Below are 26908 nucleotides of genomic sequence, written 5' to 3' on the forward strand. Positions count from 1 at the left end.
GTCGGCCGCCGGGCCCGAACACGGGGATTGCCGGGGGTACCCGCGCGGGTACGTGCTCCCGTGTGATCGTGAGATCGCCCGGTGTGGTGACGTCGGGCCCCGTTCGGTGGAGGTTTCGATGACATCGATCAACGAAGGTGCCTACGACCGCCGCCGGTTGCGGCAACTCGTCGCCGGCGGCAGGCGGGCCGACGGGCCGGGCCGGCGCGATCTGCTCAAGCTGCTCGCGGCGGCCGGAGCGCTGTCGGTGTTGCCGACGACCGGTGCCTTCGCGGCGGGCTCGACCGCGCCGGGCATCGTCAAGCCGCTTCCGCCCGAGTGGTTCACCGTGCGGGGCACCAACGCCGAGAGCAACTTCGCGGCGCTCGCAGACACCGGATACCTCACACCGGTCGAGCGTTTCTTCGTGCGCAACCACACCTCGACTCCGCAATCGGCCGCCCGGGACTGGCGGTTGCGGTTGTGGGGGAGCGGGCTGCGCACCAACGTCGGATACGACGACGCGATCACCCTCGACCTGGACCAGCTGCGCCGACTGCCCGCCCATACGCACACCGCCGCCATCGAGTGCGCCGGCAACGGCCGCAGCCTCTACGCCTCCCAGCAGGGCGAGACCGTGCCGGGCACACCCTGGACGCTGGGCGCGATCGGGGTGGCCCGGTGGCGCGGCGCGCGGCTGTCCGACGTGCTGCGCCGGGCCGGACTGCGCCCCGACGCGGTCGACGTGATGCCACGCGGACTGGACGATCCGTACGTCGGCGGTGGGGTCGACTACGGCCGGGTGCGCCGGCCGCTGCCGGTGGCCAAGGCGCTCGACGACGTGCTCTTGGCGTACGAGATGAACGGCGCGCCGCTCGCGCCGGACCACGGCGCGCCGGTGCGGGTGGTGGTGCCCTCGTGGGTGGGCATCTCCTCGATCAAGTGGGTCGGTGACATCGAGGTCTCCGCGCAGCCGCTGTACTCGCCGTGGAACACCGAGTTCTACCGGATGTTCGGCCCCGCCTTCCCCGAGGGCGGTGGGCCGCCGCTGACCCGGCAGACCCTCAAGAGCGCGTTCGAGCTGCCCTTCGGCGCGCGGCTCGCGGCCGGTGTCCCGCACCGGCTCACCGGCCGGTCCTGGTCGGGCGCGGGCGGCGTATGCCGGGTGGAGGTCAGTACGGACGGTGGTGTGCGATGGCGGCACGCGCACGTGTGGGACGAGCCGAGGCGCGACGGGTGGGTGCGCTGGAGTGTGGATTGGCGACCCGCCGAGTCCGGGCCGGCGCTGTTGCTCGCCCGCGCGAGCGACACGGCCGGGCGTACCCAGCCGGACCGCGCCACGTTCAACACCCAGGGGTATCTCTTCGACGCGGTCGTTCGCCACCCGGTGACGGTGGGTTGACGCGACACCGCCCCGACCGGCGCGGGGCCGATCGGGGCGGTGCGGGTGCGAACGGGTCAGGCCAGCGTGGCGAGCGCGTTGTTGAAGGTCGCCGACGGACGCATGACCGCCGAGGCCTTGGCCGGGTCGGGGCGGTAGTAGCCGCCGATGTCGGCCGGCTTGCCCTGGACCGCGATCAGCTCGTCGACGATCGTCTGCTCCTGCTCGCGCAGCGTGTGTGCGAGCCCGGCGAACGCCTCGGCCAGTGCCGCGTCCTCGGTCTGCGCGGCCAGCTCCTGCGCCCAGTACAGGGCCAGGTAGAAGTGGCTGCCGCGGTTGTCGATGCCGCCCAGGCGCCGGCTCGGCGACTTGTCGTTGTCGAGGAAGGTGCCGGTGGCCCGGTCCAGGGTGTCCGCCAGCACCTGGGCGCGGGCGTTGCCCACCGACTGGGCCAGGTGCTCGAAGCTGACCGCGAGGGCCAGGAACTCGCCCAGGCTGTCCCAGCGCAGGTAGTTCTCCTTGACCAGCTGCTGCACGTGCTTGGGCGCGGAGCCGCCCGCGCCGGTCTCGAACAGGCCGCCGCCGTCCATCAGCGGGACCACCGAGAGCATCTTGGCGCTGGTGCCCAGCTCCAGGATCGGGAACAGGTCGGTCAGGTAGTCGCGCAGCACGTTGCCGGTGACCGAGATGGTGTCCTCGCCCCGACGGATGCGCTCCAGGGAGAACGCGGTCGCCTTGACCGGCGACAGGATCTCGATCCGCAGGCCCTCGGTGTCGTGCTCGGGCAGGTACTGCTTCACCTTGGCGATCAGGTTCGCGTCGTGCGCGCGGCCCTCGTCCAGCCAGAACACGGCCGGGGCGCCGGTGGCGCGGGCGCGCGTGACAGCGAGCTTGACCCAGTCCTTGATCGGCGCGTCCTTGGTCTGGCACATCCGGAAGATGTCGCCCGCGGACACGACCTGGGACAACACCACGGTGCCGGCGCCGTCGACCACGCGCACCGTGCCGGCGGCGGGGATCTCGAAGGTCTTGTCGTGGCTGCCGTACTCCTCGGCCTTCTGCGCCATCAGACCGACGTTGGGCACCGAGCCCATGGTGGCCGGGTCGTAGGCGCCGTTGGCCTTGCAGTCGTCGATGACGACCTGGTACACGCCCGCGTAGCTGCTGTCCGGCAGGACCGCGAGGGTGTCCGCCTCCTTGCCGTCCGGGCCCCACATGTGCCCGGAGGTGCGGATCATGGCCGGCATCGAGGCGTCGACGATCACATCGCTGGGCACGTGCAGGTTGGTGATGCCCCGATCCGAGTCGACCATCGCCAGTGCCGGACCGGCGGCCAGCTCGGCGTCGAAGGACTCGCGGATCTTCGCGCCGTCGGGCAGCGCGTCCAGGCCCTTGAGGATGGCGCCGAGGCCGTCGTTCGGGCTCAGGCCGGCCGCCGCGAGCGCCGCGCCGTGCTCGGCGAACGTCTGCGGGAAGAAGGCGCGGACCGCGTGGCCGAAGATGATCGGGTCGGAGACCTTCATCATGGTGGCCTTCAGGTGCACCGAGAGCAGCACGTCCTCGGCCTTGGCCTTGGCGACCTGCGCGGCCAGGAACTCGCGCAGCGGCGCGGCGCGCATCACCGACGCGTCCACCACCTCGCCCGCGAGCACCGGTACCGACTCGCGCAGCACGGTGGTGCTGCCGTTGTCGCCCACCAGCTCGATGCGCAGCGTGCCCGGCTCGGCGATCACGGCCGACTTCTCGGTGGACCGGAAGTCGTCGGCGTCCATGGTCGCGACGGCGGTCTTCGACTCGGCGGTCCAGGCGCCCATGCGGTGGGGGTGCGCCCGTACGTAGCTCTTCACCGACGCGGGGGCGCGGCGGTCCGAGTTGCCCTCGCGCAGGACCGGGTTGACCGCGCTGCCCAGGACCTTGCCGTAGCGGGCCCGGACGTCCTTGTCCTCGTCGGTCTTCGGGTCGTCCGGGTAGTCCGGGAGCGCGAAGCCCTGCTCGCGCAGCTCGGCGATGGCGGCCTTGAGCTGCGGGATCGAGGCGGAGATGTTGGGCAGCTTGATGATGTTGGCTTCCGGCGTCTTGGCCAGGTCGCCAAGCTCGGCGAGCGCGTCGTCGAGGCGCTGCTCGGCGGTCAGCCGCTCCGGGAAGTGGGCGATGATGCGACCGGCCAGGGAGATGTCACGAGTCTCCACCTTGACCCCGGCCGTCGCCGCGTACGCCTGGATCACCGGCAGCAACGAATACGTCGCCAGCGCCGGGGCCTCGTCGGTGTGCGTATAGATGATGGTCGGGTCAGTCACAGGATGCTCCGCTCCATGTCCGCAACATTGCTCGACATCAAGATATCTTGCGGCGGGTGATGGTGCGTCGCGGGCCCTGCCGGTTCCGGGACGGACCGTGGGTGCGGCGCGACATACCGCGACAGTCGGCGGTACCGGGGCGGTCGGCCGGTCAGACTGTGACGTGTCGCACCGCATCTCAGGGAGGAAGCCCGGATGAGTACGAACGTCGTGGTGATCGGCGCGGGGGTGATGGGTTCCTCGATCGCACTCGAACTCGCCCGCGCGGGGCGGCGGGTGACCGTGGTGGACAAGGCCGGCGGCGTGGGCCTGGGCTCGACCGGCGCGTCCAGCGCGATCGTGCGGTTCAACTTCTCCACGTACGCCGGCGTGGCCGCGTCGTGGGAGGCGCTGTTCTGCTGGCGGGCCTGGCCCGAGCACCTGGGCTGCGAGGTCGCCGACCCGGTGCGCTTCGAGCGTTGCGGGCTGGCCCTGCTCGATGTGGACGCCGCGCCGCGCGGGGCCTACCTGCCGCTGTTCGACGCGGTCGGGGTGCCGTACGAGGAGTGGGACGCGCAGACGCTGGCGGCCAGGATCCCGGGACTGGACACCGGTCGCTACTGGCCGCCCCGACGACTGGACGACGAGGCGTTCTGGGCGCCGGCGACCGGCACGCTCGGGGCGGTGTTCACCCCCGACGCGGGGTACGTGAGCGATCCGCAGCTGGCCGCGCAGAACCTGGCCGCCGCGGCGCGGCGGTACGGCGCCGAGTTCCGGTTCCGGCGCACGGTGACCACGATCGAGTCGACGGCCGGTCGGGTGCGCACGGTGGTGCTCGACGACGGGTCCCGGCTCGCGTGTGCGACGGTGGTCAACGCGGCCGGGCCCTGGTCCGGACGGATCAACGAACTGGCGGGCGTGGGCGCCGACTTCACCATCGGGGTGCGACCGCTGCGGCAGGAGGTCGAATACCTCCGGGCACCCGACGGCTACAACCCGGAGGGCGCGGCCGGGGTCGCCGTGGCCGACCTGGACCTGGGCGTGTACCTGCGCGGCGAGGTCGGCGGCGGGATGTTGGTCGGCGGGACCGAGCCCGAGTGCGACCCGCTCCAGTGGCTGGACGACCCGGACGAGGCGAACCCCAACCCGACGCAGGCCGTGTTCGAGGCCCAGGTGACCCGGGCGGCCCGGCGGCTGAGCGGGCTGACCGTGCCGAACCGGGCGCGCGGGGTGGTCGGGGTGTACGACGTCGCCGACGACTGGACGCCGATCTACGACCGGACCGAACTGGACGGCTACTACGTGGCCATGGGCACCAGCGGAAACCAGTTCAAGAACGCCCCGCTGGTGGGGCGGATGATGGCCGCCCTGATCGAGGCGGTGGACAACGGGGCGGACCACGACGCGGATCCGGTGTGCTTCGTCGGCCCGCACACCGGCAAGCGCATCGACCTGGGCGCGTTCTCCCGACGGCGCAGCGTCAATACGGCCAACTCCGGGACGGTCTTCGGCTGAACCCGGCCGGCGGACCGACGGGGTCGCCGGACATGGGCAGGCCCCGTACGGCCGTCGGGCGGTACGGGGCCGATCGGACGCCCGGGGTCAGAGACCGAGGCCGGCGCGGGCCGCTACGGCGGTGTCCGGGTGGTCGGCGAAGACGCCGTCCAGGCCGAGGCCGTAGAAGAGTTCGTACTCGGACGTGATGTCACCGCGTGCGTTCGGGTCGGCGCCGAGCCGGAAGTCCAGCGGCAGGAACTGGTTCTCCGCGCGGAACGTCCAGGCGTGCACGAGCAGTTGGTTGCGGTGCGCGTCGCGGATCACCGAGGTCGGCGCGAGCAGCTTGCCCGCCGCGTCGCGGGGCACGATCAGGTTCTTGTTGACCCCGACGCCGTCGGCGTAGGAGTGGATCCACTTCAGGTTCTCCGGCTTGGCCAGATCCTGGTACGTACGCGGGTCGTTCGCCACCACCAGGTCGTACGGCCGGCCACTCGCGTCCAGCAGCTGGATCAGCTTGTTGTCGGTCATCCGGTCGAGCTTGCGCAGGTTGGCGGTCTCGAAGGACTGGATGAACACCTTGTCCTTGCGCCCGGTGAGCCGGTTGTGCTTGAGGACCCGCACCAACGGCTCCTCAAGGGCCAGACCTATCGACTGGAAGTAGCTCGGGTGCTTGGTCTCCGGGTACACGCCGATCGTACGGTCGAGCCGGCGGCCCTCGGTGCGGGCCAGGTCCAGGACCTCCTGGAAGGTCGGCACCTCGAACTTCCCGTCGAACGTGGTGTTCGTGGGCCGGACCTGCGGCAGCCGCTCCTTCGCGCGCAGCGTCTTGAGCTCGGCCAGCGTCAGGTCCTCGGTGAACCACCCGGTGACGGGCGTGCCGTCGATGGTCTTGGTGGTCTTGCGCGCGGCGAACTCCGGGTGTGCGGCCACGTCGGTGGTGCCGGAGATCTCGTTCTCGTGCCGGGCGACCAGCACGCCGTCCTTGGTGGACACCAGGTCGGGCTCGATGTAGTCGGCGCCCATCCGGATCGCGAGGCGGTAGCTCTCCAGGGTGTGCTCGGGACGGTAGCCGCTGGCGCCCCGGTGCCCGATCACGATCGGGTGGGTCGACGGCCGCGACGAATCGCGGGACGCGTCGTCCTGCGCCGCGGCGGCGGGAACCGCGATCACGGTCGCGAGCAGCACGCCGGCCACACCGAGCGCGGGAAGGATACGTCGCAACGCCATCTCCTCTGTCGTCCCGACGCGGGCGCGCGGGAGCACGAATCGTGCAAACACGCCGAGTCAATCGCCGACAGACGACGCGCGGTGAGGACGAAGCCGGCCCGCGGATGAACCTCCGGAGAACGTCCGGCGGCCGGGCCCGATGCGACGGTGCCCGGGCCCGGCCGGGCCCCGGTCAGTGGGCGGCGGCGATCGTGGTCGGGCGGTCGGCGTCCTGGGTGTGCCGTTCGGCGTCCCCGCCCGGGAGTTCGAGGCGGCTCAGGTGGTCCGGGGTGAGCGCGCGCAGGAAGTCGGCCGCGTCGAAGGCCTCGCCCGCGGCCAGGACGCCGGTCGTGGTGTGCCGTCCGGTCAGGAGCCGTTCGGCGGCCTCGACCACGAGGGGCGCGGTGACCGCGTAGATGTCGTGGCCTCCGGCCACTGCGCGGTGTTCCCCCTCGCCGGTGCGCACGACCACCTCGACGAGGAAGGTCTGCGCGGAGCGGCCGAGGGGGTCGGCGGGGGACGGGGAGGGATTGGGCGTTCTCGCGTCGTTGACGTCCCGCAGCGGGGCCAGGTTCATCACCGCGCGCACCTCCGGGGTGCGCAGGTGACGGGGGATGGTGACCTGGTCGGCGGTGGCGAACTCGGTGACCGCCAGGGCGCCCATCGGCGCGGGGAAGCGCCACTCGGACTGCTCCTGCGAGTACGAGAAGGGGTGCAGCCGGCCGCCGGTGAACCCGAGGTGCCGTCCCGCGTTGGTCCGACCGGTGAGTCGGCTGCCCTCGGTGGGCAGCCAGCTGTCCAGGCCGAAGGCGATGGTGATCTCGTCCGCCTCCGACCGCTCGCCCATCGCGACGGTGGCCAACAGGTCGCCCAGCGCGCCATAGAAGGCGAACGACGGTGCCAACACCAGCCCGGCGGCCCGGGCCTGCTCGCCCCGGGTGTCGAACAGCGCGGCGGTGGCGGCCTGTTCGGCCGCCACGTCGAGATAGTGCACTCCCGCGCGGATGGCCGCGTCGGCCACCGGAAGGGTGGTCTCCGAGAACGGTCCAGCGCAGTTGATCACGGCGGCGGCGCCCGCGAACGCCCGGTCCAGCGCGGCTGGATCGGCGACGTCGGCGACCCGGATCCTCGCGTTCGGATACCGCTCGCCGAGTTCCCGGAGCTTTTTCTCGTTCCGACCGGAGAGAATCACCGTCCGACCCCGGCGGTGCAATTCGGCGACCACGAAACGCGCGGTGTGTCCATAGGCCCCATAAACCACGACCGCACTTTCCCGGAGAGCGGCGTCGGCGGTCGGCGTATTCGTGGCGATGGCGTTCATGATTTCGCTTTCCGGAATCGAGGCCCGACCGGAACACCCGGCCGGGAGAAGCATGTACACATCCTCTGCGCCCGCCGAGGGCGCTGCCAGTGTCGGGAACGACATGGTCCGTGCAATTCCGGACGCGGCGAGCGCGGGGGTCGAGGGCGTCGGCCCGGGTCGCTGGAGTGCGCCGGCCGCTCCGAGACTTCGCCGGCCGGCCCGGGTTTTCCCGGCGCTGATATACGGGCCGACCGACTGTGCCGATTATCAAGTGATATGGGCGGTTCCGTGATTGCGGACGGCGAGCGAATCGTGCCACGGAGTCATTGACCGACGAATTTCCGTTGTGTCAATGTCGTCTCCAGGTACCCGCGATCCGCCCGTCGCGTCGTCCGCCCGGCACGGGCGACCGAAGGACGGGTCGTCACACCCGGGCCGACCCGAGCGGCAGCGGGAGGAGCGCGCGCGGGGGGCTACGCGCGTGGAGACACATCCGTCCGAGCGACGGCTCGACTCTCCGCGAGACACCCCGAGACCGTCGCGACACCACCGCGCTTGACTGGAGGGTTCCATGGAATTCCGGATTCTCGGCCCGCTCGAATCGGTCCACGGCGGCGCACCGGTGGACATCAAGGGCACCCGCCAGCGCACCGTGCTGGCCCTGCTCCTCCTCGAGGCCAACCACATCGTGCCCACCGACCGGCTCGTGGACGGCGTCTGGGACAAGGCGCCGCCGACCACCAGCCGAGGGCAGATCCAGATCTGCATCTCCTCGCTGCGCCGCCAGCTTCCGGCCGCCGCGTTACCCGGGCTGATCACCACCCGATCGCCCGGCTATCGACTACGCGTGGCCGACGGGCAACTCGACCTGCACGCCTTCGAGTCCGGGGTGGCCGCCGGCCGCCGCGCCGCGGCCGAGCGGCAACCGGAGCGTGCGATCCGCGAGTTCCGAGCCGCGCTCGACCTGTGGCACGGACCGGCGCTGGCCGGGATCGACAGCCGACTGGTCCGGCACGGCGTCGCGCACCTGGACGAACGCCGCCTGGTGGTGCACGAGGAGTGCCTGGAACTGGAGTTGGCCACCGGCGCGCCGCACGGGCCCGCCGGCGAACTGCTCGCCCTGGTCGCCGCGCATCCGCTGCGCGAGCGGCTGCGGGTGCTGCTGATGACCGCGCTGTACCGGGCCGGCCGGCAGGCCGAGGCGCTGGAGGAATACCGCAAGGCCCGGGAGATCCTGATCGAGGAACTGGGCATCGAGCCGGGCGAGGACCTGCGCCGCCTGCACCGCGCCATCCTGAGCGGCGACCCGGATCTGGTGCGACCCACCGCGCCGGCGATGATCGAACCGGTCGTGATCGCACCGACCCGGGTACCGCGCCTGCTGCCCGCCGACTTCGCCGACTTCACCGGACGGGCGGACCTCGCCCGGGAGTTGACCCGGCCGCGCGACACCGCAGGGCTCGGCACGGCGGTACCGATCACCGTGGTCACCGGACGCTGCGGCGTGGGCAAGACCACCTTGACCGTGCACGCCGCACACCGACTGGCCCCGGACTTCCCCGACGGCCAACTCTTCGCGCACCTGACCTCGGCGGACGGCCCGGTGGACCCCCACGACGTGCTCGGCCGCTTCCTGCGCGCGCTGGGCCTGAGCGGATCGGCCATCCCGGACGGCCTGGAGGAGCGCGCCGAGACCTATCGCGACCTGCTCGCCGGCCGCCGGGTGCTGGTGGTCCTGGACGACGCCACCGTGGAGAGCCAGGTCCTGCCGCTGCTGCCCGGCACCCCGCAGTGCCGGGTCCTGGTCACCTCCCGGCGCCGCTTCACCGGCCTGCCCGCCGCCGATCGGCTGGAGGTGCCCGCCTTCGACCCGGACGGCTCGGTCGAACTGCTCGCCCGGATCGCGGGCCGGCACCGGATCGCCGCCGAGCCGGACGCGGCGGCCGCGCTGTGCGCCGCGTGCGAACACCTGCCGCTGGCGCTGCGGATCGTGGCCACCCGACTGGCGGCCCGGCCGCACTGGAGCGTGTCGGACCTGGTCGCCCGGCTCGGCAACGGCTCCCGGCGACTGGATGAGTTGTGCTACGGCGAGGTGAGCGTGCGGGGAAGCATCGCGCCCACCTACGAGGGCCTGACTCCCGAGGCCCGGCGGCTTTTTCGGCTGCTCGCCCTGCTCCAGGCCCCCGGTTTCGCCTCGTGGGTCGGCGCGCCGCTGCTCGGCACCGACCCGCTGCGGGCGCAGGACCCGCTGGAGGAACTGGCCGAGTGCTATCTCCTCGACGTCGAGGTGAACGCCGGTACCGGCGTGGCCCGCTACCGATTCCCCGAGCTGGTGTACACCTTCGCCCGGGAGCGGCTGGCCGCCGACGAACCGCCCGGGGTCCGCCGCGCGGCGCTGGAACGCACCCTTGGCGTACTGCTGTTCCTGCTCGGCGAGGCCCGGCGGCGACAGCGCGGGGCAGCGTCGAGCGGACCGTACGCGGGCGGGCGGCAGCGGGTCTTCTCCGCCGAACTGGTCGAGCGGCTGCTGGCCGATCCGCTCGCCTGGTACGCGCAGGAGCGCCCGTGGATCCTGGCGGCCATCCGACAGGCCGCCGCCGCCGGGTTCCTGGAGCACGCGCGCGGACTCGCGATGAGCACGGTCACCCTGTCCGAGGCGCGGACCCACCCGGACGCCGGGCACGCGGTGGTGGGGTTCGGCGACGAGTTCGTCGAGGCCGCGTCGACGCCCGACGCGTCGACGCGCGCGCTACGGGCCCACGTGCGCCTGGCGGAGGCAGATGTCGGGGCCGGGGAACACGCAGGGGAGTTGCGCACGTTGCTCGACCCGGCCGATACCGGGTACGGGCGCGGCGAGGAGCGGCAGGCGGGCGTGCTCGCAGTGGCCGCCCGCGCGCTCGCGGCGAACATGCCGCGGCCGCGGGCCGGATCCGCGCCGTCGTCGCCGGTCGGGGAGCGGAGCGAACCGGGCCTGGAGTCGGGCGCGTTCGGGTCCGGGGCCGGGCCGGTGGGCGATGAGGGCGCGTGGGTCCGGGCGGTGATCCCGCAGGTGCGTGCGCTGCGCGCGGAGGGTTGCCCGTCGGGCGGATCCGGTGCTGCGACGGTGCGTGCGGAGTAGGCGGCCCGGCCGGAGCGGGCGGATCGCGCGGAGCGGGCGGATCGCGCGGAGCAGGCGGATCGCGCGGAGCAGGCGGCTTGTGCGGAACGGGCGGCTCGTGGGGAGCAGGCGGATCATTCCCGGCAGGTGCCTTGTTCCGAGCGGGCGGCCGGGCCCGGCCGTCGTCCGGTCGTACGCGCGAACCCTGGCCGAGCCCGCCGTACGCCGGTCCGGACGACGACACGGGTCCGGCCGCCCACCCCTGCCGGTGCGCTTCCGGCCCCCACCCTCGCCACGTCCCGCCCTCCCCTCGGGACGCGCGGTGACCCCGGAACGCTCCCGGTTCGACACGTGCATTCGGGTCCGAAGCCGGTTCCGGCCGCGGACACGCTCCCACTTCCGCACGTGTCGTGGATCCGAGGACGCCGCCTCGGACCCGGTCCGTCCGGGAACGTCTCCCCGGACCGGGTTCGCCCTACCCGCCTCGCCGATCACGTTGCCACGCCCGCATATCGGCGTCACGGTGCGAGCGGGCGCTCCCCCCTCGACACGCACGATATGCGGGCCGCCTTTCCTTTTCCTATCGGTGCATTCTCCGTTTCCTATCCTTGACGCCCTCGTATTCGCGTCCTTACGGTGCGAACGTTTGCCGACGAACACATCGCCACGGGGCTTCCGCCGAGGTATCGCACCGATGGGAAGGGCGTCACGATGGACCGCGACTCCGGGCAAGGGCGGGAAATTTCGAAGGCGTTGCGGGGGAACGAGAGGGGTCGTGGACGATGAACGGGGCGGGTGCGGCCGACGGGCGGATCGGGTCCGCCGCGGGCGGGGCCGGCGGTCGTGACGGTGGTATCGCGGCCGGTTGGCGGACGGCGGTGGCCGGGGCCTGGCTGGGCGCGCTCGGGTGCGGTGCCGACGCGGGTGCGGAGGCCGGGGTTCCGGTTCGAGACGACGCGGACTTCTTCGCCGAGGGGGGCGACTCGGTCGCGGCCGTGGAGACCGCGATCGCGCTGCGGGAGCTGACCGGCTCCGAGGATCTGGCGCTCGACATCCTCTACGACCACCCGGAGTTCGGCCGGCTTCTCGCGGCGCTCGGCGACGGACACGTGGCCCCGGGACAGGACGAGTTCCGCGAACTCACCCCGGCCGAGGAGCACCTGTGGGTGGCCGAGCAGCGGCACCCGGGAACGCCGGTCCACCACATCGACGCCCACTACCGGTTCGCCCGCTCGCCGAACGTGCCCCGGCTGATCGCCGCGCTGGATGAGGTGGCCGGACGATACGCCGCGCTGCAACGCGGATTCGCCGCGCCGGGACGGGCCTTCGAGGTGTCCGGGGTGTCGGTGCCGGTGCGCTGGGTGGATGCCCAAGGCGTGCCCGACACGGTGGTACGCACCCTGCTGGACGACGAGATCCGGACCCCCTTCGACCTCGCCCACCCACCCCTGCTGCGCGCCCTGGTGGTGGACCGGGGCCAGGTCGGCGCCGAACTCCTGCTCACCGCACACCACCTCGTCTGCGACACCGCCTCGCTGGCGCTGCTCGAAGGCGAGTTGCAGCGCCGGTACGCGGGAGCGACGCCGGACCCGGTCGCCCGGCCCAACCCGCTCGGCCTGCCCCCGGCCCCGCTCGTCGCCGACCCGGCCGCCGCGCTCGCCTCCTGGCGGGCGACCCTGGCCGGGTGCCCGCGCGCCATCGCGCTGCCGCACGACCTGCCCCGGCCCGGGACACTCGACGTCGCGGGCGGCGCGCACCGCATGGTGGTCCCGGCCGGAGCGAGCGCCGCGCTGCACGCGGTGGCCGCCGGCGAGCGGCTGAGCCCGTTCATGACCTGGGTGGCCGGCTACCTCGTCGGCCTCGCCGCGGTGACCGGCGAGCGCGACCTCGTGGTGGCCGTACCGGTGTCCACCCGGGGGCCCGAACAGCGGGACGAGGTAGGCACGTTCGTGGACACCCTGCCGCTGCGGCTGACCCTGACCCCGGGCCTGACCGCCCGTGCCCTGGCCCGGCGGGTCCGCCGGGTGGTCGCCGAGGCGCTGGCCCGGCGGCACGTACCCTTCCGACGCATCGTCGCGGCGCTGCCGCCGGCGCCCGGCGAGCGGTCGCGCGCCCCGCTGGCCCAGGTCGGACTCACCTACCTCGACGCCTCGGAGCGGGGACTGCGACTGGGCCGCTCGTGGGCCGGCCGCACGTCGATGCCGACCGGCGCCACGAAGTACGAACTGCTGTGGGCGCTGACCCGGCGGGGCGATCGTACGATCGCCGAACTGGAATACCGGACCGGCCTGTTCAGCGAGCAGGCAGCGGCCGACCTGCATGCCCGGATGATGACCGCGATCGAGGCCGCCTTCGCCGACCCGGACGTGGAACTTCCCCTCCCGGCAGGGGTGTTGCCGAAGCGCACCGCGCGGCGGCGCACGATGGGGGAGCGGGCCGCCCGGATCGAGGCGGTGCCGCCGCGGGCCGTGGACGCGATCGGGCTCGGGCCCGACGTCGAGGCCGGCAAGGCCCCGCGTGGAGAAACCTTCGGCCCGGCCGCCGGGTTCGTCGAGGCCCGACGCATGGCGAGCCCGATCGTCGAGGACGCGGAGTATGTGCCGGTGCACGAACTCGTGCGCCGACACGCGCGGGAACGCCCGGACGCGATCGCCCTGCGGCACCGCGAACGTGAGCTGACCTACCGCGAGTTGGACGAGCAGGCCGCCGAGGTGGCCGCCGGACTGCGGGCCGCCGGGCTGCGTCGGGGCGCGGTGGTGGCCGTCCCGATCGGTCGCGGCGCCGACCTGGTCATCGCGTGCCTGGGCGTGCTGCACGCGGGATGCGCCTACCTGCCGGTGGACGTACGCCAGCCGACCGCCCGCACCCGCAGCATCGTCCGGGCCACCGCCCAGGCGGCCCTGGTCGCCGACGAGACCACCGCGGCGCTCGTGGCCGACCTGGTACCGGTGTTGTGCCTGGAACTGCTCGCCGAGCGGCGCCGATCCGGGGCGCGGGCGGCGCCCTCGGCGACGCCGCCGCGCGTGCACGGTGACGACATCGCCTACGTGATGTCCACGTCCGGATCCACCGGTACGCCCAAGGCGGTGATGGTGCCGCACCGGGCGATCAGCCGACTGGTCCCGCACGCCGAGTATCTGCGGATCGGCGTCGAGGACCGGGTCGCGCAGCTGTGCAACCCGGCGTTCGACGCGTCGACGTTCGAGATCTGGGGCGCGCTGTCCGGCGGCGCCACGCTGGTGATCGAGGACGCCGACGTGGTGCTCTCGCCGACCCGGCTGCGGGCCTTCCTCGCCGAGCAGCGGATCACCGTGTTGTGGCTCACCACCACGCTGCTCAACCAGGTGATCGACGTCGCACCCGACGCGCTCGGCCGGCTGCGGGTGTTGCTGGCGGGCGGCGAGCCGCACGATCCGCGCCGCCTGGAGAAGTTGTTCGCGGGCGGCCGGTCGCCGGGCAGGGTGGTGAACGGGTACGGGCCCACCGAGAACACCACGTTCAGCACCACCCACGACATCACGCCGGACAACCTCCGGGCCGGCGTGGTGCCCATCGGCAGGCCGTTCGGCGACGGTACGGCGTACGCGCTGGACCCGAACGGGCTTCCGGTCGCGGCCGGCGAGGAGGGCGAACTGTACGTCGGCGGCGAGGGCTTGGCGCACGGCTACCTGAACGCCCCCGCGGCCACCGCCGCCGCGTTCGTACCGGACCCGTTCGACCCGCGCGGCGGGCGCCGGCTGTACCGCACCGGCGACCGGGTGCGGCAACTGCCCTGCGGGTCCTTCCAGTTCCTCGGACGCCGGGACCACCAGGTCAAGGCCAAGGGCGTGCGGGTGGAACTGGGGGAGGTGGAGGCGGTGGTACGGCGCCAGCCGGCGGTGGCCGACACGGTGGTGTTCGGCCGGCCCACGGACAACGGCACCGAGATCGTCGCGTGTGTCACCCCGGCTCCCGTCCCGGCTGTGATCGGCGCGGGCAACGGCGGCGCGGCCCTGGGTGTGCCGGCGCTGGACGTGGCGGCGCTGGGCGAGCGGCTGCGGCTGGAGTTGCCGGAGTACATGCTGCCCACGCTCGTTCCGCTGGACCGGATCCCGATCGACGCCGAGGGCAAGGTCGACCGCGCCGCGCTGGAGGCGGCCGCGCGTCCGACGGCGCCGGTGTCGCGACACGCGAACCACCCGGCCGCGCAGGTCCTGGTGACCAACGACGGTAAGTGGTAGGCCGCTTGCGGCCCCGGTGTATCGGCACCTCCGCGTATCCGCGTCCGTGCACCGGTGCACACGCCGGGTGGTCGGTGGTGCGCCCGCGGTGACCTCGGGCGATCCCCGGTCGGTGCGCCGACCCGGTGATGCCCCCGCGTCATCCGGATGACCACGCGCAACCTGTTTATCGCCCGGGGGTTCGACCGTAGAGTGATGGCCGCCGCGGCGCGCCGGGCGGTTTATACCGTTCCACGCGCGTCGCGGTGAGTCGATCGTGCGCCACGTCGGACCCGCCGCCGCGGTGTTGTACAGCCGAGGCGGCACCCAGCCACGACACAGGAGGCCATCACCTTGGCATCGAAGATCGCCCGTCCCCTCCTCGCCCTCGTCGCCACTCCCGTGCTCGCCGCCCTCCTGGTGGGTGCCGGAACGCAGGGGGGCGCTGCCACGCCCGGTGCTCCCGGGGCGGGCGACCCGTACTTCCCGAACTCCGGGAACGGTGGAATCCACGTCGTCCACTACGGCCTCGACCTGGACTACACACCCACCACCAAGAACCTCGTGGCCACCGCCGACCTCACGGTCACCGCCACCCAAAAGCTCAGTTCGTTCAACCTCGACCTGTCCGGACTGACCGTGGACAGTGTCCGGATCGACGGCCGAAGGGTCGCCTTCAGCCGCGCGGGCAACGAACTCACGGTCACCCCGTCCCGGGCGCTGGACAAGGGCCGCAGGTTCCACGTGGTCGTCACCTACTCGGGTGTACCGGCGCATGTGTACGACCCGGACGGCTCCCCCGACGGCTGGATCATCCAACCCGACGACTCCGTCTTCGTGGCCAGTGAACCCCAGGGCGCGATGACGTGGTTCCCCAGCAACAGCCACCCGAGCGACAAGTCCACCTACGACGTCGAGGTCACCGTCCCCGACGGCTGGACCGCGGTGTCCAACGGCCGGTTGCGCGACCGGCGCAGCCGCGACGGCAAGACCACGTTCGCGTGGCGCGAGTCGCAGCCGATGGCCGCCTACCTCGCGACGGCGAGCATCGGCCGGTTCCAGACCGAGCAGTACACCACTCGGAGCGGGCTGCCCGTATACAACGCGGTCGCCCCGAGCCAGGCCGCGGCGGCCAAGCCGGTACTCGACCAACTGCCCGCCGTGATCGAGTTCGAAAGCAGGCTTTTCGGCCGATACCCGTTCGACGCCGCAGGCTCGATCGTCCAGGACGCGCCCGACGTCGGCTACGCCCTGGAGACCCAGACCCGGCCGATCTACGACCGGGCGCCGCGGCTGGACACGCTGGTGCACGAGACGGCGCACCAGTGGTTCGGTGACTCGGTGACGCTGACGAAGTGGCAGGACATCTGGCTGAACGAGGGTTTCGCCACCTACGCCGAATGGCTGTGGGACGCCGAGCACGGCGGCCCGAGCACGGCGCAGAAGTTCGCCACCGACTACGCGCTGCCGGAGACCGACGCGCTGTGGTCCTTCCCGGCCGGCGACCCTGGCGACGGCGGGCACATCTTCGGCAAGCCGCCCTACGCGCGCGGTGCGATGGTGTTGGAGAAGTTGCGCCAGACCGTGGGCGACCGGGACTTCTTCGCCATCCTCCGGGCCTGGGCGAGCGAACACCGCTACGGACACGCCGACTCGGCCGCGTTCATCGCACTGAGCAAGCACATCTCCGGCAAGAACCTGGACGCCATGTTCGCGACATGGCTGTACGGCCGAGGCAAGCCTGCCACCCCATAACACGATCGACGACACGACCGAACATGCCCCGAGAGCCCCGGGTGGAATTCGACATCCGACCCGGGGCTCTCGGGGCCCGCCCCCACGCGGGCTCGAATCGGGGGTGGGGCGTCAGGGTTGGCGCGGTGGGCCGAACCAGGTGGCGAGGGCCTGGCGCAGGGCCCGGAAGTCCGGGTCGGCGTCCGGGTCGGCCCCCCAGGCGACGTGGCCGTCGGGGCGGATCAGCAATGCGGCCGGGGCGGCGACCTCGCTGCCGGGCGGGACGGGCCAGTACTCGTCCTGGCTCCGGGCCTCGACCAGATCGACCCGGTCCGACCAGTCCCGGACCACCTCCGCCACCTCCGCGTTGCCCCGCAGATCGAGCAGGACCGGGCGGGCGGCGTGCAACAACTCGTGGATCCGGCCGAGGCCCTCGGACGTCTTGAGATCGGCGTCGGGGACCCGCCGGCCCACCAGCGCGTGGTCCCCGTCGATCGGGTACCGGATGTCCAGCGCCGTGAGCATGGCGCACAGATGCCGGTTGACGTCGTCGAACACGATGAGCGACCCGAACACGTCGCGCAGCGCGTCCGTTTGCGGCCCCGGGCGGGTCAGGGCCGACTGCGCCCGGGTGTTGTGCAGCACCCGCTCCGCGACCGGGTGGCGTTCGTCGTGGTAGGTGTCCAACAGCTGCTCCGGCGCCCGGCCGAGCACCACCGAGGCGAGCTTCCAGCCGAGGTTGACCGCGTCCTGTACACCCACGTTCAGTCCCTGCCCGCCGGCCGGGAAGTGGATGTGCGCCGCGTCTCCCGCGAGCAGCACCCGGCCGACCCGATAGCGGGCCGCCTGCCGCGCGGCGTCGCCGAACCGGGAGATCCACCGGGGGTTGCGCATGCCGTAGTCGGTGCCCGCGAGCGTGATCAGCGAGTCCCGGAGCTGCTCGAACGTCGCCGGTTCGTCGCGATCCGCGACCCGGTCGTACGCGGACGTGATCACCCGGTACCAGCCAGGCTCGAAGCCGATCACCGAGAACTCGCCGTCGGGGCGACGCCGTGCCCAGATGTACTCCTCGTCCAGATCGGGGAGTTCGACGTCGCCGATCAGCGCGGTCATGGTGGCCGGCGTGCCGGGGAAGTCGATGCCGGCCAGCTTGCGCACCGTGCTGCGCCCGCCGTCGCAGCCCACCAGCCAGCGGGCGCGCAGCGTCGACGGCTCGTCGGTACCCAACTCGACGGTCACCCCGGACTCGTCCTGACACAGCCCGGTCACCGCGGCCGATCGCCGTACCCGCACGCCGAGTTCGGCCGCCCACTCCTCCAGCAGCCGCTCGATGGTGGACTGCGTGATCATCAGCGGGAGGGGATGCCGGGACTCGGACTCGTCGAAGTCCAGCCAGATACCGGAGAAGTGGCCCACCGACTGGAGTTCGCCGAGCGCCAGGAACCGGTCCAGCACCCCGCGCTGGTCCAGCACCTCCAGGGTGCGGGAGTGCATCCCGCCGGCGCGCGCCTCGCCCGTGCGGTCCGCGCGCCGCTCGACCACCGCCACGTCGACGCCCGCCAGCCGCAGTTCGCAGGCGAGCATCAAGCCCGTCGGCCCGGCGCCCGCGATCACCACGTCCGCGTCCATGCCGGTGTGTGCCACGTCGTCTCCCCCTGATATCACTGCGTCTCCAACCGGTCAGAGCGGGTTCACGCGGTACATCGGGAAGTACGACCCGATCCGGGCGTTCGCGTAGTCGTCGGCCAACTCCGGTACCCGGTCGAAGTCGTAGATCACGTCGGACCCCTTCGGCGCGATCCAGCCCTCGGCCTCCTGGAAGTCACGGATGCCCGGCGAGTCCGGAAGGCGCCAGACGTGCGTATTGATGAGGAGGTGCCGGGCGATGCTCTCCGCGCCACGCAGATGCGACAGGCGCATCCCCGCCTTCCAGCCGCACGTGGTGACGACCCCCTCGCGGGCCAGCGCGGTCAGGGTGACGTCGTAGAGGGGCTCGCCGATGTTGTCCACGAAGATCGCGACCCCGTGGCCGTCGCTGAGTTCGTTCACCAGCTCCAGGAACTCCCGAACCGACGTGCGCCGTCGCTGGTGCCGCTCGCGGTCCGTGCGTTCCGCGCGGGTGGGCAGCGAGAGGGCGGGGAACCGGCGGCGATCCACCGGGGTGATGCCGTTCTCGCGCAGGAAGGCGATCCGGTCGTCCGAGCCCGCCGTCATCGCCACCCGGAACCCGGCACGCTTGGCCAGCATCAGTTCGGCGAAGGCCACGCCGCCGCCCCAGCCGAAGACCAGATGGTTCGCGGGGTCGTCGTCGGCCACCTGGGTGCGCCAACACCCGTACGCCTTCTGCCAGTTGTCCCATGCGGTGAAGTACCGCCCGTACGTGGTCCACTGCGGCAGCGAGTAGGCCGTGCCGTCCGGGATGGGCAGCAGCAGCCGGGCGTCCATCTTCGTCCGCTTGGCCAGCAGGCCGATGGTGTGCGGGCAGTCGTAGGCGTAGGCCAGTTCGGCGTAGCCGAAGCGGTCGAGCTTCCCGAACGGCATGAGCAGGCACAGGTCCCCTTCGCGGACCCGCACGTCCCGGCCGGCGGCGTTCACGTCGAGCACGCGCACCACGCCCAGGTTGCCCAGGACCACCGCGTCCTCACCACGACTGCTGCACACGTCGATCGGTGAACGGGTCAGGGCGTGGTCCATGTTGGCCTCCCAGGAGCAGAGGATCGGCTCCACCAGCGCCTCACCCTCCTCCAGCGGGCCGAAGGCGAACCGATCGCGTTGCAACGCGCTCCCGGGACTGCCGTCGTGCGCACCGGTCATCGCACCGGAGCGCAGGACCCAGGCATCTGGCGAGTAGATGACAACCTCCTGTGATCGACTGTGTTCGCGAAGTCCCGAAGCTCTAGAGGCCCACTCGGTAGCCCACCGACACCCCGCCCCATGCCTCGCCCGCGCCGTAGGCCACCGCCGCGAGTCGGCCCGTAGTGGGCAGGGATCCGGCCGTCAGTTCCTCGGCGAAGGCCAGCGGGATCGTCGCGGACGACGTGTTCCCGGAGTTCTCGATCCGATTCACGAACGGCACGCCGAGATGGGTGGTGAAGTTGCGGACCTGCTCCAGGATGCGGCCGTTCGCCTGGTGGCCGACCACGACGGTCGGGGCGGGGCCGTGGTCGAACAGGTACTGCGCCGACTCCGTCATCCGGCGCACGGCGCGGTCGTACACCTGCATCCCGTCCAGATGGATGCCGCCGCCGTCGAGTTCGCGCATCAGCGCCTCCTGGGCGCCGTCGCAGCCGGCCACCTGGCGAAATCCCTCGAATTCCGGGCGATCCGCCAGCAGTACGGCCGCGGCGCCGTCGGCGAAGATGCACGCCGTCTGCCGGTCCGTCCGGTCCACCATCCGGGACATGGCCTCCACCGAGCACAGCAGGACCGACCGCGCCGACCCCGCGTCGCACAACGAGAGGCCGGTGACCAGGCCGTAGACGAAGCCGCAACAGGCCGCGTTCATGTCGAACGTGAGCACCGAGGTCCCCAGTCCGACGAGTTGCGCCACCTTCTGCGCGATTCCCGGAACCCGCTGCGGCGACGAGGTGCTGACCACGATCAGGGCGCCGATCTCGGAGGAGTCCGCCATCGCGGTCACGATCGGCGCGCAGGCCTCCGCCGCCACCTCCGCCAACGAGGTCTCGTCCGGCAGCCAGGAGCGGGACGCGATGCCGCTGCGGCGCCGGATCCACTCGTCGGTGAGGCCGATCGACGTGAAGTGGTCGTTGTCGATCGTTCGGCCCGGCTTGGCGGTGGCGATGTCGACGATGCCCGCGCTCATCCCCGGTTCGCCAACTTCACGAAATAGGTGGTGAAATCGTCCAGGAAGGCGAAGCCCGCGGTCTCCTTCAGATCGCCCTTGACCTGGAGCTCGCTCTCCAACTGCTGGTGCAGCTCGACCAGGTCTAGGGAGTCGAGGTCGAGGTCGGCGATCGGCCGGGCGAGGTCGTCGGGACCCAACCCCGGGTCGCGCTCGCGCAGTTTGGCCAGCATGGTGTCCGCGATCCGGCTCTCGATGTCGCTCATGTCCTTCTCCGTTCTCCGTCCCCGGGGGGAACTACTCGGCCGCCAACCGGTACAGCACCTCGCCGGACTTGAGGATCGTGCCCACCGTCGCGGCGTGGGCCGTGATTCGTCCGCCGCGTTCCGCCTCGATCTCGGTAGTGGCCTTGTCGGTCTCCACGACCGCGATCACGTCGCCGCGCTCGACCCGGTCACCGACACCGGCGACCCACTCGATCAGCAGGGCCTCGCCGAGACCGTGGCCGAAGCCGGGAACCGGCATGTCCTCGGAGGAGTCGCTCACTTCGTCATCACCAGTACCTCGTCCTTGATCTCCCGCACACCGATCAGGTATTCGCTCTCGAAGTTCGCCGGGGGATAGATGCGACGTTCGGGGGCCAACCGGCGGATCGGGCCCCGGAGCGTGTCGAAGCCGCGCTCGGCCACCTCCGCGGCGATCTCGGCGCCGATGCCGACATCCTTCGATCCCTCGTGCACGATCAGCAGCCGGCCGGTACGGGTCACCGACTCCAGGACCGTGTCCATGTCGAGCGGGGCCACCCAGCGCAGGTCCACCACCTCGACGTCGACATCGGGGGCGAGGTCGTGCGCCGCCTCCAGCACTTCGTGGGTGATCGCGCCGAACGTGGCGATCGTCAGGTCCGTGCCGCGCCGGACGATCCGGGCCGCGGTCGGCGACCGCGCCGGCTCGGGGTCGCGCACGGGTGTGTCCCGCCGCCAGTACAGCCGGATCGGCTCGTACACCACCACGGGCGAGCCCAGCGTCACCGCGTGGCGCAACACCTGGTCGGCGTCCTCGCCGGTGGACGGGCACGCCACCGAGATGCCCGGGTAGCGGGCGAACAGCGCCTCGTTGGACTCGCTGTGGTGCTCCACGCCCCGGAAGCCGCCGCCGGTCGGGATGCGCACCACCAGACTCGGGCTCACCTGCCCGTTCCACCGGTAGCCGATCCGGGACGCCTGGGTCACCAGCTGGTTGACCGCGGGATAGGTGAACCCGTCGAACTGGATCTCGCAGATCGGCACGAGGCCGCTCATCGTCATGCCGACGGCCTGGCCCACGATGGTGGACTCGGCCAGCAGCGCGTCGCGTACCCGCTCCGCGCCGAAGCGATCGCGCAGACCCCGCGTCACCCGGAACACGCCGCCGAGGCGGCCGATGTCCTCGCCGAGAAGCAGCAGGGCCGGCTCGTGTTCGAGCAGGTCGGCGAGGGTCGCGTTGATCGACTCCGCGAACGTGGGGGTCCGCACGGGGCTCGTCTCGACGGTGCTCGTCACGCGTACTCCTTCATCAACCGTTCGCGCATCTCCCGTACCTCGGTCTCGACACCCTCGAGCCACGCGGCGTCCACCACGCCCAGGCCGCTCAGCCGGGCCGCGTACGAGGTCACCGGATCCGCGGCCGCGCTGCGCGCGATGTCGTCGCGGGTGCGGTAGACCTCCTGCGCGTCGGTGGTCGTATGGCCGCGGATGCGGCCGACCTGGATCTCGACCAGATAGGGCGCGCGTTCGCCACGAATGTGGGCGGCGGCCCGCGAGCAGGCCGAGAACACGGTTTCCGGATCCCGACCCGAGATCCGGACCGACTCGATCCCGAAACCCCGGGCCCGCTCGGCCACCGAGGTGCGCATCTGCTCCTCGGCCGGCTTCGAGATGGCCCAGCCGTTGTTCTGGCACACGAACAACACGGACGCCGACTCCACGGCGGCCAGGTTCAGCGCCTCCGACATGTCGCCCTCGCTGGTGGCCCCGTCGCCCACGTACACGACGACGAAGTCCTCGCGCCCCTGGAGGCGTTGCCCGATCGAATAGCCGACCCCGTGCAGGGTCTGCGCGGCCAGGACCAGCGTGTAGGGGAAGAACCGCAACCGATACGGATCCCAGCCGCAGAACGTGCGGCCGGCCCATTGCGCCAGCAACTCGTCCGGCGCCACGCCCCGAAGCAGCGCGATGGCGTGCTCGCGGTAGGTGGGAAAGACCGTCGCCTCCGGTCCCACGGCGAGCGCGGAGCCCACCTGCGCGGCCTCGTGCCCCTGCCCCGAAGCCCACAGGATCAGCCCGCCCTGCTTCTGGAGCCGATGTGCCTCCTCGTCGAGACCTCTCGCCACGAGCATGTGGCGCAACAACGACCGCCGTGTGTCGTCGTGCAATTCGGTCGCGTACCCGTACTCGGATTCCGACTTCAAGACCATGGATCACCAGCCGTAGGTTCGTCGATGAGCTTTCTGTCGTCGTATCGCGGTATCGCGCGCAACATCCCGAGGACCTCCGGGTGACGGCGAACCGTACGTCGGCGGTCGGGGTGCGGTTTTTCCGGCATTTCCCCGCCCGGGAGATCGGGCCTCGGCGGGCCGACCGCGCAGACCCGTAATCGACTGCGCGCTCTCGATCGCCTCCGGGGAGGAGATTGGCAGAACCCGAATTCGAGCAGACCCGTCCACGGGCCGATGCCCGGTCATGGTGGCACAGAACTCGGTGGGGTACAGGTCCGACGCATGCCCGGGAGGCCGGTACTCCCACAGCCATTGTTCGGTGCGCCCGTCGCCATTGTGACGTGGGCGGTCGGGTCCTACGGTGTGGCCTCGGAACCGCGGTGCGGCCGGCGGATGCCGGGTGTCCCGTCGACGGGACGACGCCGAACGACGAACCCGCGCCCCGGCTCCGCGACGAGCGATATCGAGTCGCCCGGCCGCGGGCGAGGGTTGTGAAATGGTGTGCGCCTCGGCCGAATTGCCCACCGAGTTGCCCCGTGATCACCCGGGGTGGCTCGGTCGCGACATTCTTCGATTCCCAGTTGTGACGTGACGATCAAGGACGGTGCCCATGAGTACGAACCCCTTCGACGACGAGGACGGCCGTTTCCAGGTCCTGGTCAACGCCGAGGAACAGCACTCCCTGTGGCCGGTGTTCGCCGACGTGCCGGAGGGCTGGCGGGTGGTCTTCGGCGAGGCGAGCCGGGCCGAATGCCTGGAATACGTCGAGCGGAACTGGACCGACCTGCGCCCGAAGAGCCTGCGGGAGGCCATGGCGGCGGACCGGTGATTCTGCGGGGAAAGCGGGTCGCCCTGCCACCGAATCCCGTCGTGCACCGGCAATTCGAGGCGCACGCGCGAACCGCCCCGGACGCCGTCGCCGTGCGCTGGGCCGACCGAGAGGTGACGTACGCCGAACTGGACGCGCGCGCCAACCGGTTCGCCCGCCTGCTTCTCGCGCGCGGACACGGCCGGGGCGCGAAGGTCGGCCTGTGCCTCGACTACTCGATCGACCTGCTCGTCGCCCTCCTCGGCACGCTGAAGGCGGGCGCGGCCTACGTCCCGCTCGACCCGGCCTACCCGGAGGCGCGACTGCGACTGCTGCTGGGCCAAGTCCCCGATCTCGCCATGATCGTGGCCTCCCCGGCGACGTTCGCCCAGGTCGAGTCGGCGCCCGCCGAGGTGGTCGTCTTCGATGAGCTGGCCGACTATCTCGCCGGGCTCGCCGGCACCGCCCCCGACGTCGCGGTCACCGGGGACGACGTGTGCTACGCGGTCTTCACGTCCGGGTCCACCGGCACGCCGAAGCTGACCGCGGTGCGGCACGAGGGTTGGTTCAACCTGTTGAACTGGCTGATGCTCGAATTCGGCCTGAACTCCGGGTCGGACAACCTCGTGGTCAGCGCGTTCGGGTTCGACCTGTCGCAACGCAGCCTGATGATGCCGCTGTTCTGCGGCGCGACCCAACACCTGTTGGCGAGCCGCAACTTCGACGCCGCCATGGCCTATCGGCTGCTGAACCGACACGGGATCCGGGTCGTGCACTGCGCCTCCAGCACGCTGTATCTGCTGGTGGACTGGGAGACGGCGCGCAAGGGCGACGCGCTGACCCGGCTGGACTACGTGATCTTCGGCGGCGAGCCGCTGCACGTGGAGCGGCTCGCGCACTGGATGCGCCGCGAGGGCAATACCTGCACCCTCCTGCACCAGTACGGGGTCGCCGAGTGCACCGACGTCGCCTCGTCCTACGACCTGGCCGACTACCGGCCGGGTGAACACGACATCGCACCCGTCGGCAGACCGGCGTACAACACCGACCTGCACATCGTCGACGAGCACATGCGGGGTGTCGGGGCGGGCGAGTACGGCGAGATCCTGATCGCCGGCACCAGTGTCGGCGCGGGCTACCTCAACGGCACCGGGCCCGAATCCGAACGGTTCACCACGATCGAGGTGGACGGCGAACCGCGCCGGGTGTACCGCACGGGCGACCGCGGCCACGTCGACTCGAACGGCGATCTGGTTATCGCCGGCCGGATGGACGCGCAGGTCAAGGTGCGCGGGATGCGCATCGACCCCACCGACATCGAGCGCGCGCTCGGCCGGTTGCCCGGCGTCCGGCAGGCCGCCGTGGCGGTTGCGCACACCGACTCGGGCGACGCCGAGCTGATCGCGTTCCTCGTCCCGATCGGCGACGACCTCGCCGAGGACGACGTGCGCGCCGGTCTTTTGGCGACGTTGCCGCGAAACATGGTTCCGGCCCGGTTCGTCAACACCGCGCGGATTCCGCTGAGTCCGCACGGGAAGGTGGATCGGCCGGCGCTGGTCCGGGAGTTCCGGAGCAACTTCGCCGACAGCGGCACCCCGGCGTAGTCGACGGACCTTGATGAAAACCGAGAGGACCTGTGATGATCGCCGAAAGAGTGCTGTCCATCTGGCGTCGGGAACTCCGGCGCGACGACATTTCCGTCGACGACAATTTCTTCACCCTCGGCGGCCAATCCGTGATCATGGCCGGTATACAGGGTGCGTTCATCGAGGAGCTGGACGTCGAGGTTCCGATGGACCAGTTGTTCCTCAATCCGACGGTGTCGTCGATTTCCGCGTACATCGAATCCATGGGCGCAACGACCTCATAGCGTCGACCGGTCGTTCCGGCCGTCACGACGACTTTCCGGCCGCGGCCGCTTCGGGATCCAGATAACCACCAAGTGAGAGAGGCACCATGTACGACGTCATTGTCATCGGTGCCCGTTGCGCGGGTTCGCCAGCGGCCATGTTGTTCGCGCGTCAAGGATATCGAGTCCTGCTCCTGGAGAAGGCACGATTCCCCCTGGACACGCTGTCCTCGCATTACATCCACCAGCCGGGAGTGGCGCTGCTCGGTCGCTGGGGGCTGCTCGACGATCTCCGCGCCGCGGGTTGCCCACCGATCAACCACGAGAGCTACGACGGGCCCGGGGTGCGACTGGACGGCTTCTCGCTGCCGGTCGACGGCTACCGCACGACCTACGCGCCCAGGCGGTTCGTGCTCGACCCGATCCTGGCGCGCGGAGCGGTGGCGTCGGGTGTGGACTTCCGGGAGTCCTGCGCGGTCACCGACCTGATCTTCGAAGACGATCGGGTGGTCGGGGTGCGGTACACCACGCCGGAGGGCACGGAGGCAACGGACCGGGCCCGGCTGGTGATCGGCGCGGACGGCATGCGTTCGCTGGTGGCCCGCAAGGTCGGCGCGCAGAACGTCGTCGAGCACCCGCGGGCGACCTGCGTCTACTACAGCTACTGGGCCGATGTGCCGTCGAGCTTCGAGCTGTTCGAGCGGCCGGGGCGCTGGATCGCCGCGATCCCGACCAACGACGACCTCACGCTGATCATGACCTACTTCCCGCAGGACGAGTTCCCCACCGTCCGTACCGCGGTGGAGCCCGCCTACCTGGAGGCCGTCCGTACCACCAACCCCGTGCTGTTCGAGCGGATGGCGGCGGGCAAGCGCGTGGAGCAGATGTACGGCACGGGGCACCAGGAGAACTACTTCCGCAAGGCCTACGGGCCCGGGTGGGTCCTGCTGGGCGACGCGGTGCACCACAAGGACTCGATCACCGCCCGCGGGATCACCGACGCCTTCATCCAGGCCCAGACGCTCGTCGACCACATCGGTGACGGCCTGCACGACGACGCGGTGCTCAAGCGGGCGTTGCGGCGTTACGAGAACGACCTGAACAACAACTTCCTCAACCTCTACCAGGGCGTGCTCAACGTGGCCGAGCTCAAGCCCGAGGGGCGCACGGAGATGTTGCGCAAACTCGTCGGCCACCAGGACCTGATCGACCGCTACTTCTCCACGGTCTCGGGTGCGTGCTCCCTCGACGACTTCTACAACGCCGACCTCTTGACGGTGCTCGATCAGAACTGAGTGGCG

At 71.4% G+C, this 26908-nt stretch carries 19 protein-coding genes; 9 read left to right on the forward strand and 10 right to left on the reverse strand.

What is annotated here, in order from left to right; genetic code table 11:
• Positions 1-118 precede the first annotated feature (118 nt).
• Entirely contained in the window at positions 119-1381 is a 1263-nt protein-coding gene (locus tag ACH4XV_RS03225; protein WP_395786550.1) for a sulfite oxidase, read from the forward strand.
• A gap of 56 nt (positions 1382-1437) precedes the next feature.
• Here the strand turns inward: ACH4XV_RS03225 and ACH4XV_RS03230 are convergent, their stop codons facing one another.
• The gene (locus ACH4XV_RS03230; protein WP_395786551.1) at positions 1438-3657 is read right to left on the reverse strand and encodes an NADP-dependent isocitrate dehydrogenase; all 2220 of its coding nucleotides are present in this window, start codon (positions 3655-3657) and stop codon (positions 1438-1440) included.
• Between the two features lie 195 nt (positions 3658-3852).
• Between ACH4XV_RS03230 and ACH4XV_RS03235 the strand changes: the two genes are divergently transcribed.
• A complete protein-coding gene (locus ACH4XV_RS03235; RefSeq protein WP_395786552.1) occupies positions 3853-5151 on the forward strand; it encodes an NAD(P)/FAD-dependent oxidoreductase in 1299 nt (432 codons plus the stop codon).
• A gap of 87 nt (positions 5152-5238) precedes the next feature.
• Here ACH4XV_RS03235 and ACH4XV_RS03240 read toward each other — a convergent pair whose 3' ends face one another.
• Together ACH4XV_RS03240 and ACH4XV_RS03245 are read right to left on the reverse strand one after the other, a co-directional pair.
• A complete protein-coding gene (locus ACH4XV_RS03240; protein ID WP_395786553.1) occupies positions 5239-6360 on the reverse strand; it encodes a glycerophosphodiester phosphodiesterase in 1122 nt (373 codons plus the stop codon).
• Between the two features lie 172 nt (positions 6361-6532).
• Entirely contained in the window at positions 6533-7660 is a 1128-nt protein-coding gene (locus tag ACH4XV_RS03245; protein WP_395786554.1) for a saccharopine dehydrogenase family protein, read from the reverse strand.
• A gap of 553 nt (positions 7661-8213) precedes the next feature.
• Here ACH4XV_RS03245 and ACH4XV_RS03250 point away from each other — a divergent pair.
• The 3 genes from ACH4XV_RS03250 (at position 8214) to ACH4XV_RS03260 (ending at position 16693) form a co-directional block, all read left to right on the forward strand.
• Entirely contained in the window at positions 8214-10760 is a 2547-nt protein-coding gene (locus ACH4XV_RS03250; RefSeq protein ID WP_395786555.1) for a BTAD domain-containing putative transcriptional regulator, read from the forward strand.
• Between the two features lie 761 nt (positions 10761-11521).
• Positions 11522-14959 carry an amino acid adenylation domain-containing protein gene (locus ACH4XV_RS03255; protein WP_395786556.1) on the forward strand — a complete coding sequence of 1146 codons (3438 nt, stop codon included), beginning with the start codon at positions 11522-11524 and terminating at the stop codon, positions 14957-14959.
• Between the two features lie 333 nt (positions 14960-15292).
• Entirely contained in the window at positions 15293-16693 is a 1401-nt protein-coding gene (locus ACH4XV_RS03260; protein ID WP_395786557.1) for a M1 family metallopeptidase, read from the forward strand.
• Positions 16694-16804: 111 nt separating this feature from the next.
• Here ACH4XV_RS03260 and ACH4XV_RS03265 read toward each other — a convergent pair whose 3' ends face one another.
• The 7 genes from ACH4XV_RS03265 to ACH4XV_RS03295 all read right to left on the reverse strand — a co-directional run bounded on the left by ACH4XV_RS03265 (position 16805) and on the right by ACH4XV_RS03295 (position 22929).
• Positions 16805-18316, reverse strand: a complete 1512-nt coding sequence (locus tag ACH4XV_RS03265) for an FAD-dependent monooxygenase (RefSeq protein WP_395786558.1) — start codon at positions 18314-18316, stop codon at positions 16805-16807.
• A gap of 36 nt (positions 18317-18352) precedes the next feature.
• Positions 18353-19486 (reverse strand): zinc-binding alcohol dehydrogenase family protein, encoded by a 1134-nt coding sequence (locus ACH4XV_RS03270; protein ID WP_395786559.1) that lies wholly within the window; start codon positions 19484-19486, stop codon positions 18353-18355.
• Positions 19487-19568: 82 nt separating this feature from the next.
• Complete coding sequence (locus ACH4XV_RS03275) at positions 19569-20495, reverse strand: ketoacyl-ACP synthase III (RefSeq protein WP_395786560.1); 927 nt, start codon at positions 20493-20495, stop codon at positions 19569-19571.
• Complete coding sequence (locus ACH4XV_RS03280) at positions 20492-20740, reverse strand: phosphopantetheine-binding protein (protein WP_380029914.1); 249 nt, start codon at positions 20738-20740, stop codon at positions 20492-20494. Before ACH4XV_RS03280 ends, ACH4XV_RS03275 begins: the two co-directional genes overlap by 4 nt.
• Positions 20741-20771: 31 nt before the next feature.
• The gene (locus ACH4XV_RS03285) at positions 20772-21020 is read right to left on the reverse strand and encodes a biotin/lipoyl-containing protein (protein WP_395786561.1); all 249 of its coding nucleotides are present in this window, start codon (positions 21018-21020) and stop codon (positions 20772-20774) included.
• Complete coding sequence (locus tag ACH4XV_RS03290; RefSeq protein WP_395786562.1) at positions 21017-22015, reverse strand: alpha-ketoacid dehydrogenase subunit beta; 999 nt, start codon at positions 22013-22015, stop codon at positions 21017-21019. The genes ACH4XV_RS03285 and ACH4XV_RS03290 overlap by 4 nt, the downstream gene beginning before the upstream one ends.
• A complete protein-coding gene (locus tag ACH4XV_RS03295) occupies positions 22012-22929 on the reverse strand; it encodes a thiamine pyrophosphate-dependent dehydrogenase E1 component subunit alpha (protein WP_395786563.1) in 918 nt (305 codons plus the stop codon). The genes ACH4XV_RS03290 and ACH4XV_RS03295 overlap by 4 nt, the downstream gene beginning before the upstream one ends.
• A gap of 631 nt (positions 22930-23560) precedes the next feature.
• Here ACH4XV_RS03295 and ACH4XV_RS03300 point away from each other — a divergent pair.
• The 4 genes from ACH4XV_RS03300 to ACH4XV_RS03315 all read left to right on the forward strand — a co-directional run bounded on the left by ACH4XV_RS03300 (position 23561) and on the right by ACH4XV_RS03315 (position 26902).
• Positions 23561-23779 carry an MbtH family protein gene (locus tag ACH4XV_RS03300; RefSeq protein ID WP_379997778.1) on the forward strand — a complete coding sequence of 73 codons (219 nt, stop codon included), beginning with the start codon at positions 23561-23563 and terminating at the stop codon, positions 23777-23779.
• 41 nt (positions 23780-23820) lie between these two features.
• Positions 23821-25362, forward strand: a complete 1542-nt coding sequence (locus tag ACH4XV_RS03305; RefSeq protein ID WP_395786564.1) for an amino acid adenylation domain-containing protein — start codon at positions 23821-23823, stop codon at positions 25360-25362.
• 35 nt (positions 25363-25397) lie between these two features.
• The gene (locus ACH4XV_RS03310) at positions 25398-25628 is read left to right on the forward strand and encodes an acyl carrier protein (protein ID WP_379997774.1); all 231 of its coding nucleotides are present in this window, start codon (positions 25398-25400) and stop codon (positions 25626-25628) included.
• Between the two features lie 86 nt (positions 25629-25714).
• Entirely contained in the window at positions 25715-26902 is a 1188-nt protein-coding gene (locus tag ACH4XV_RS03315) for an NAD(P)/FAD-dependent oxidoreductase (RefSeq protein ID WP_379997772.1), read from the forward strand.
• Positions 26903-26908: the final 6 nt, after the last annotated feature.

This window comes from Embleya sp. NPDC020630, assembly GCF_044334985.1.
Taxonomy (GTDB): Bacteria; Actinomycetota; Actinomycetes; order Streptomycetales; family Streptomycetaceae; genus Embleya.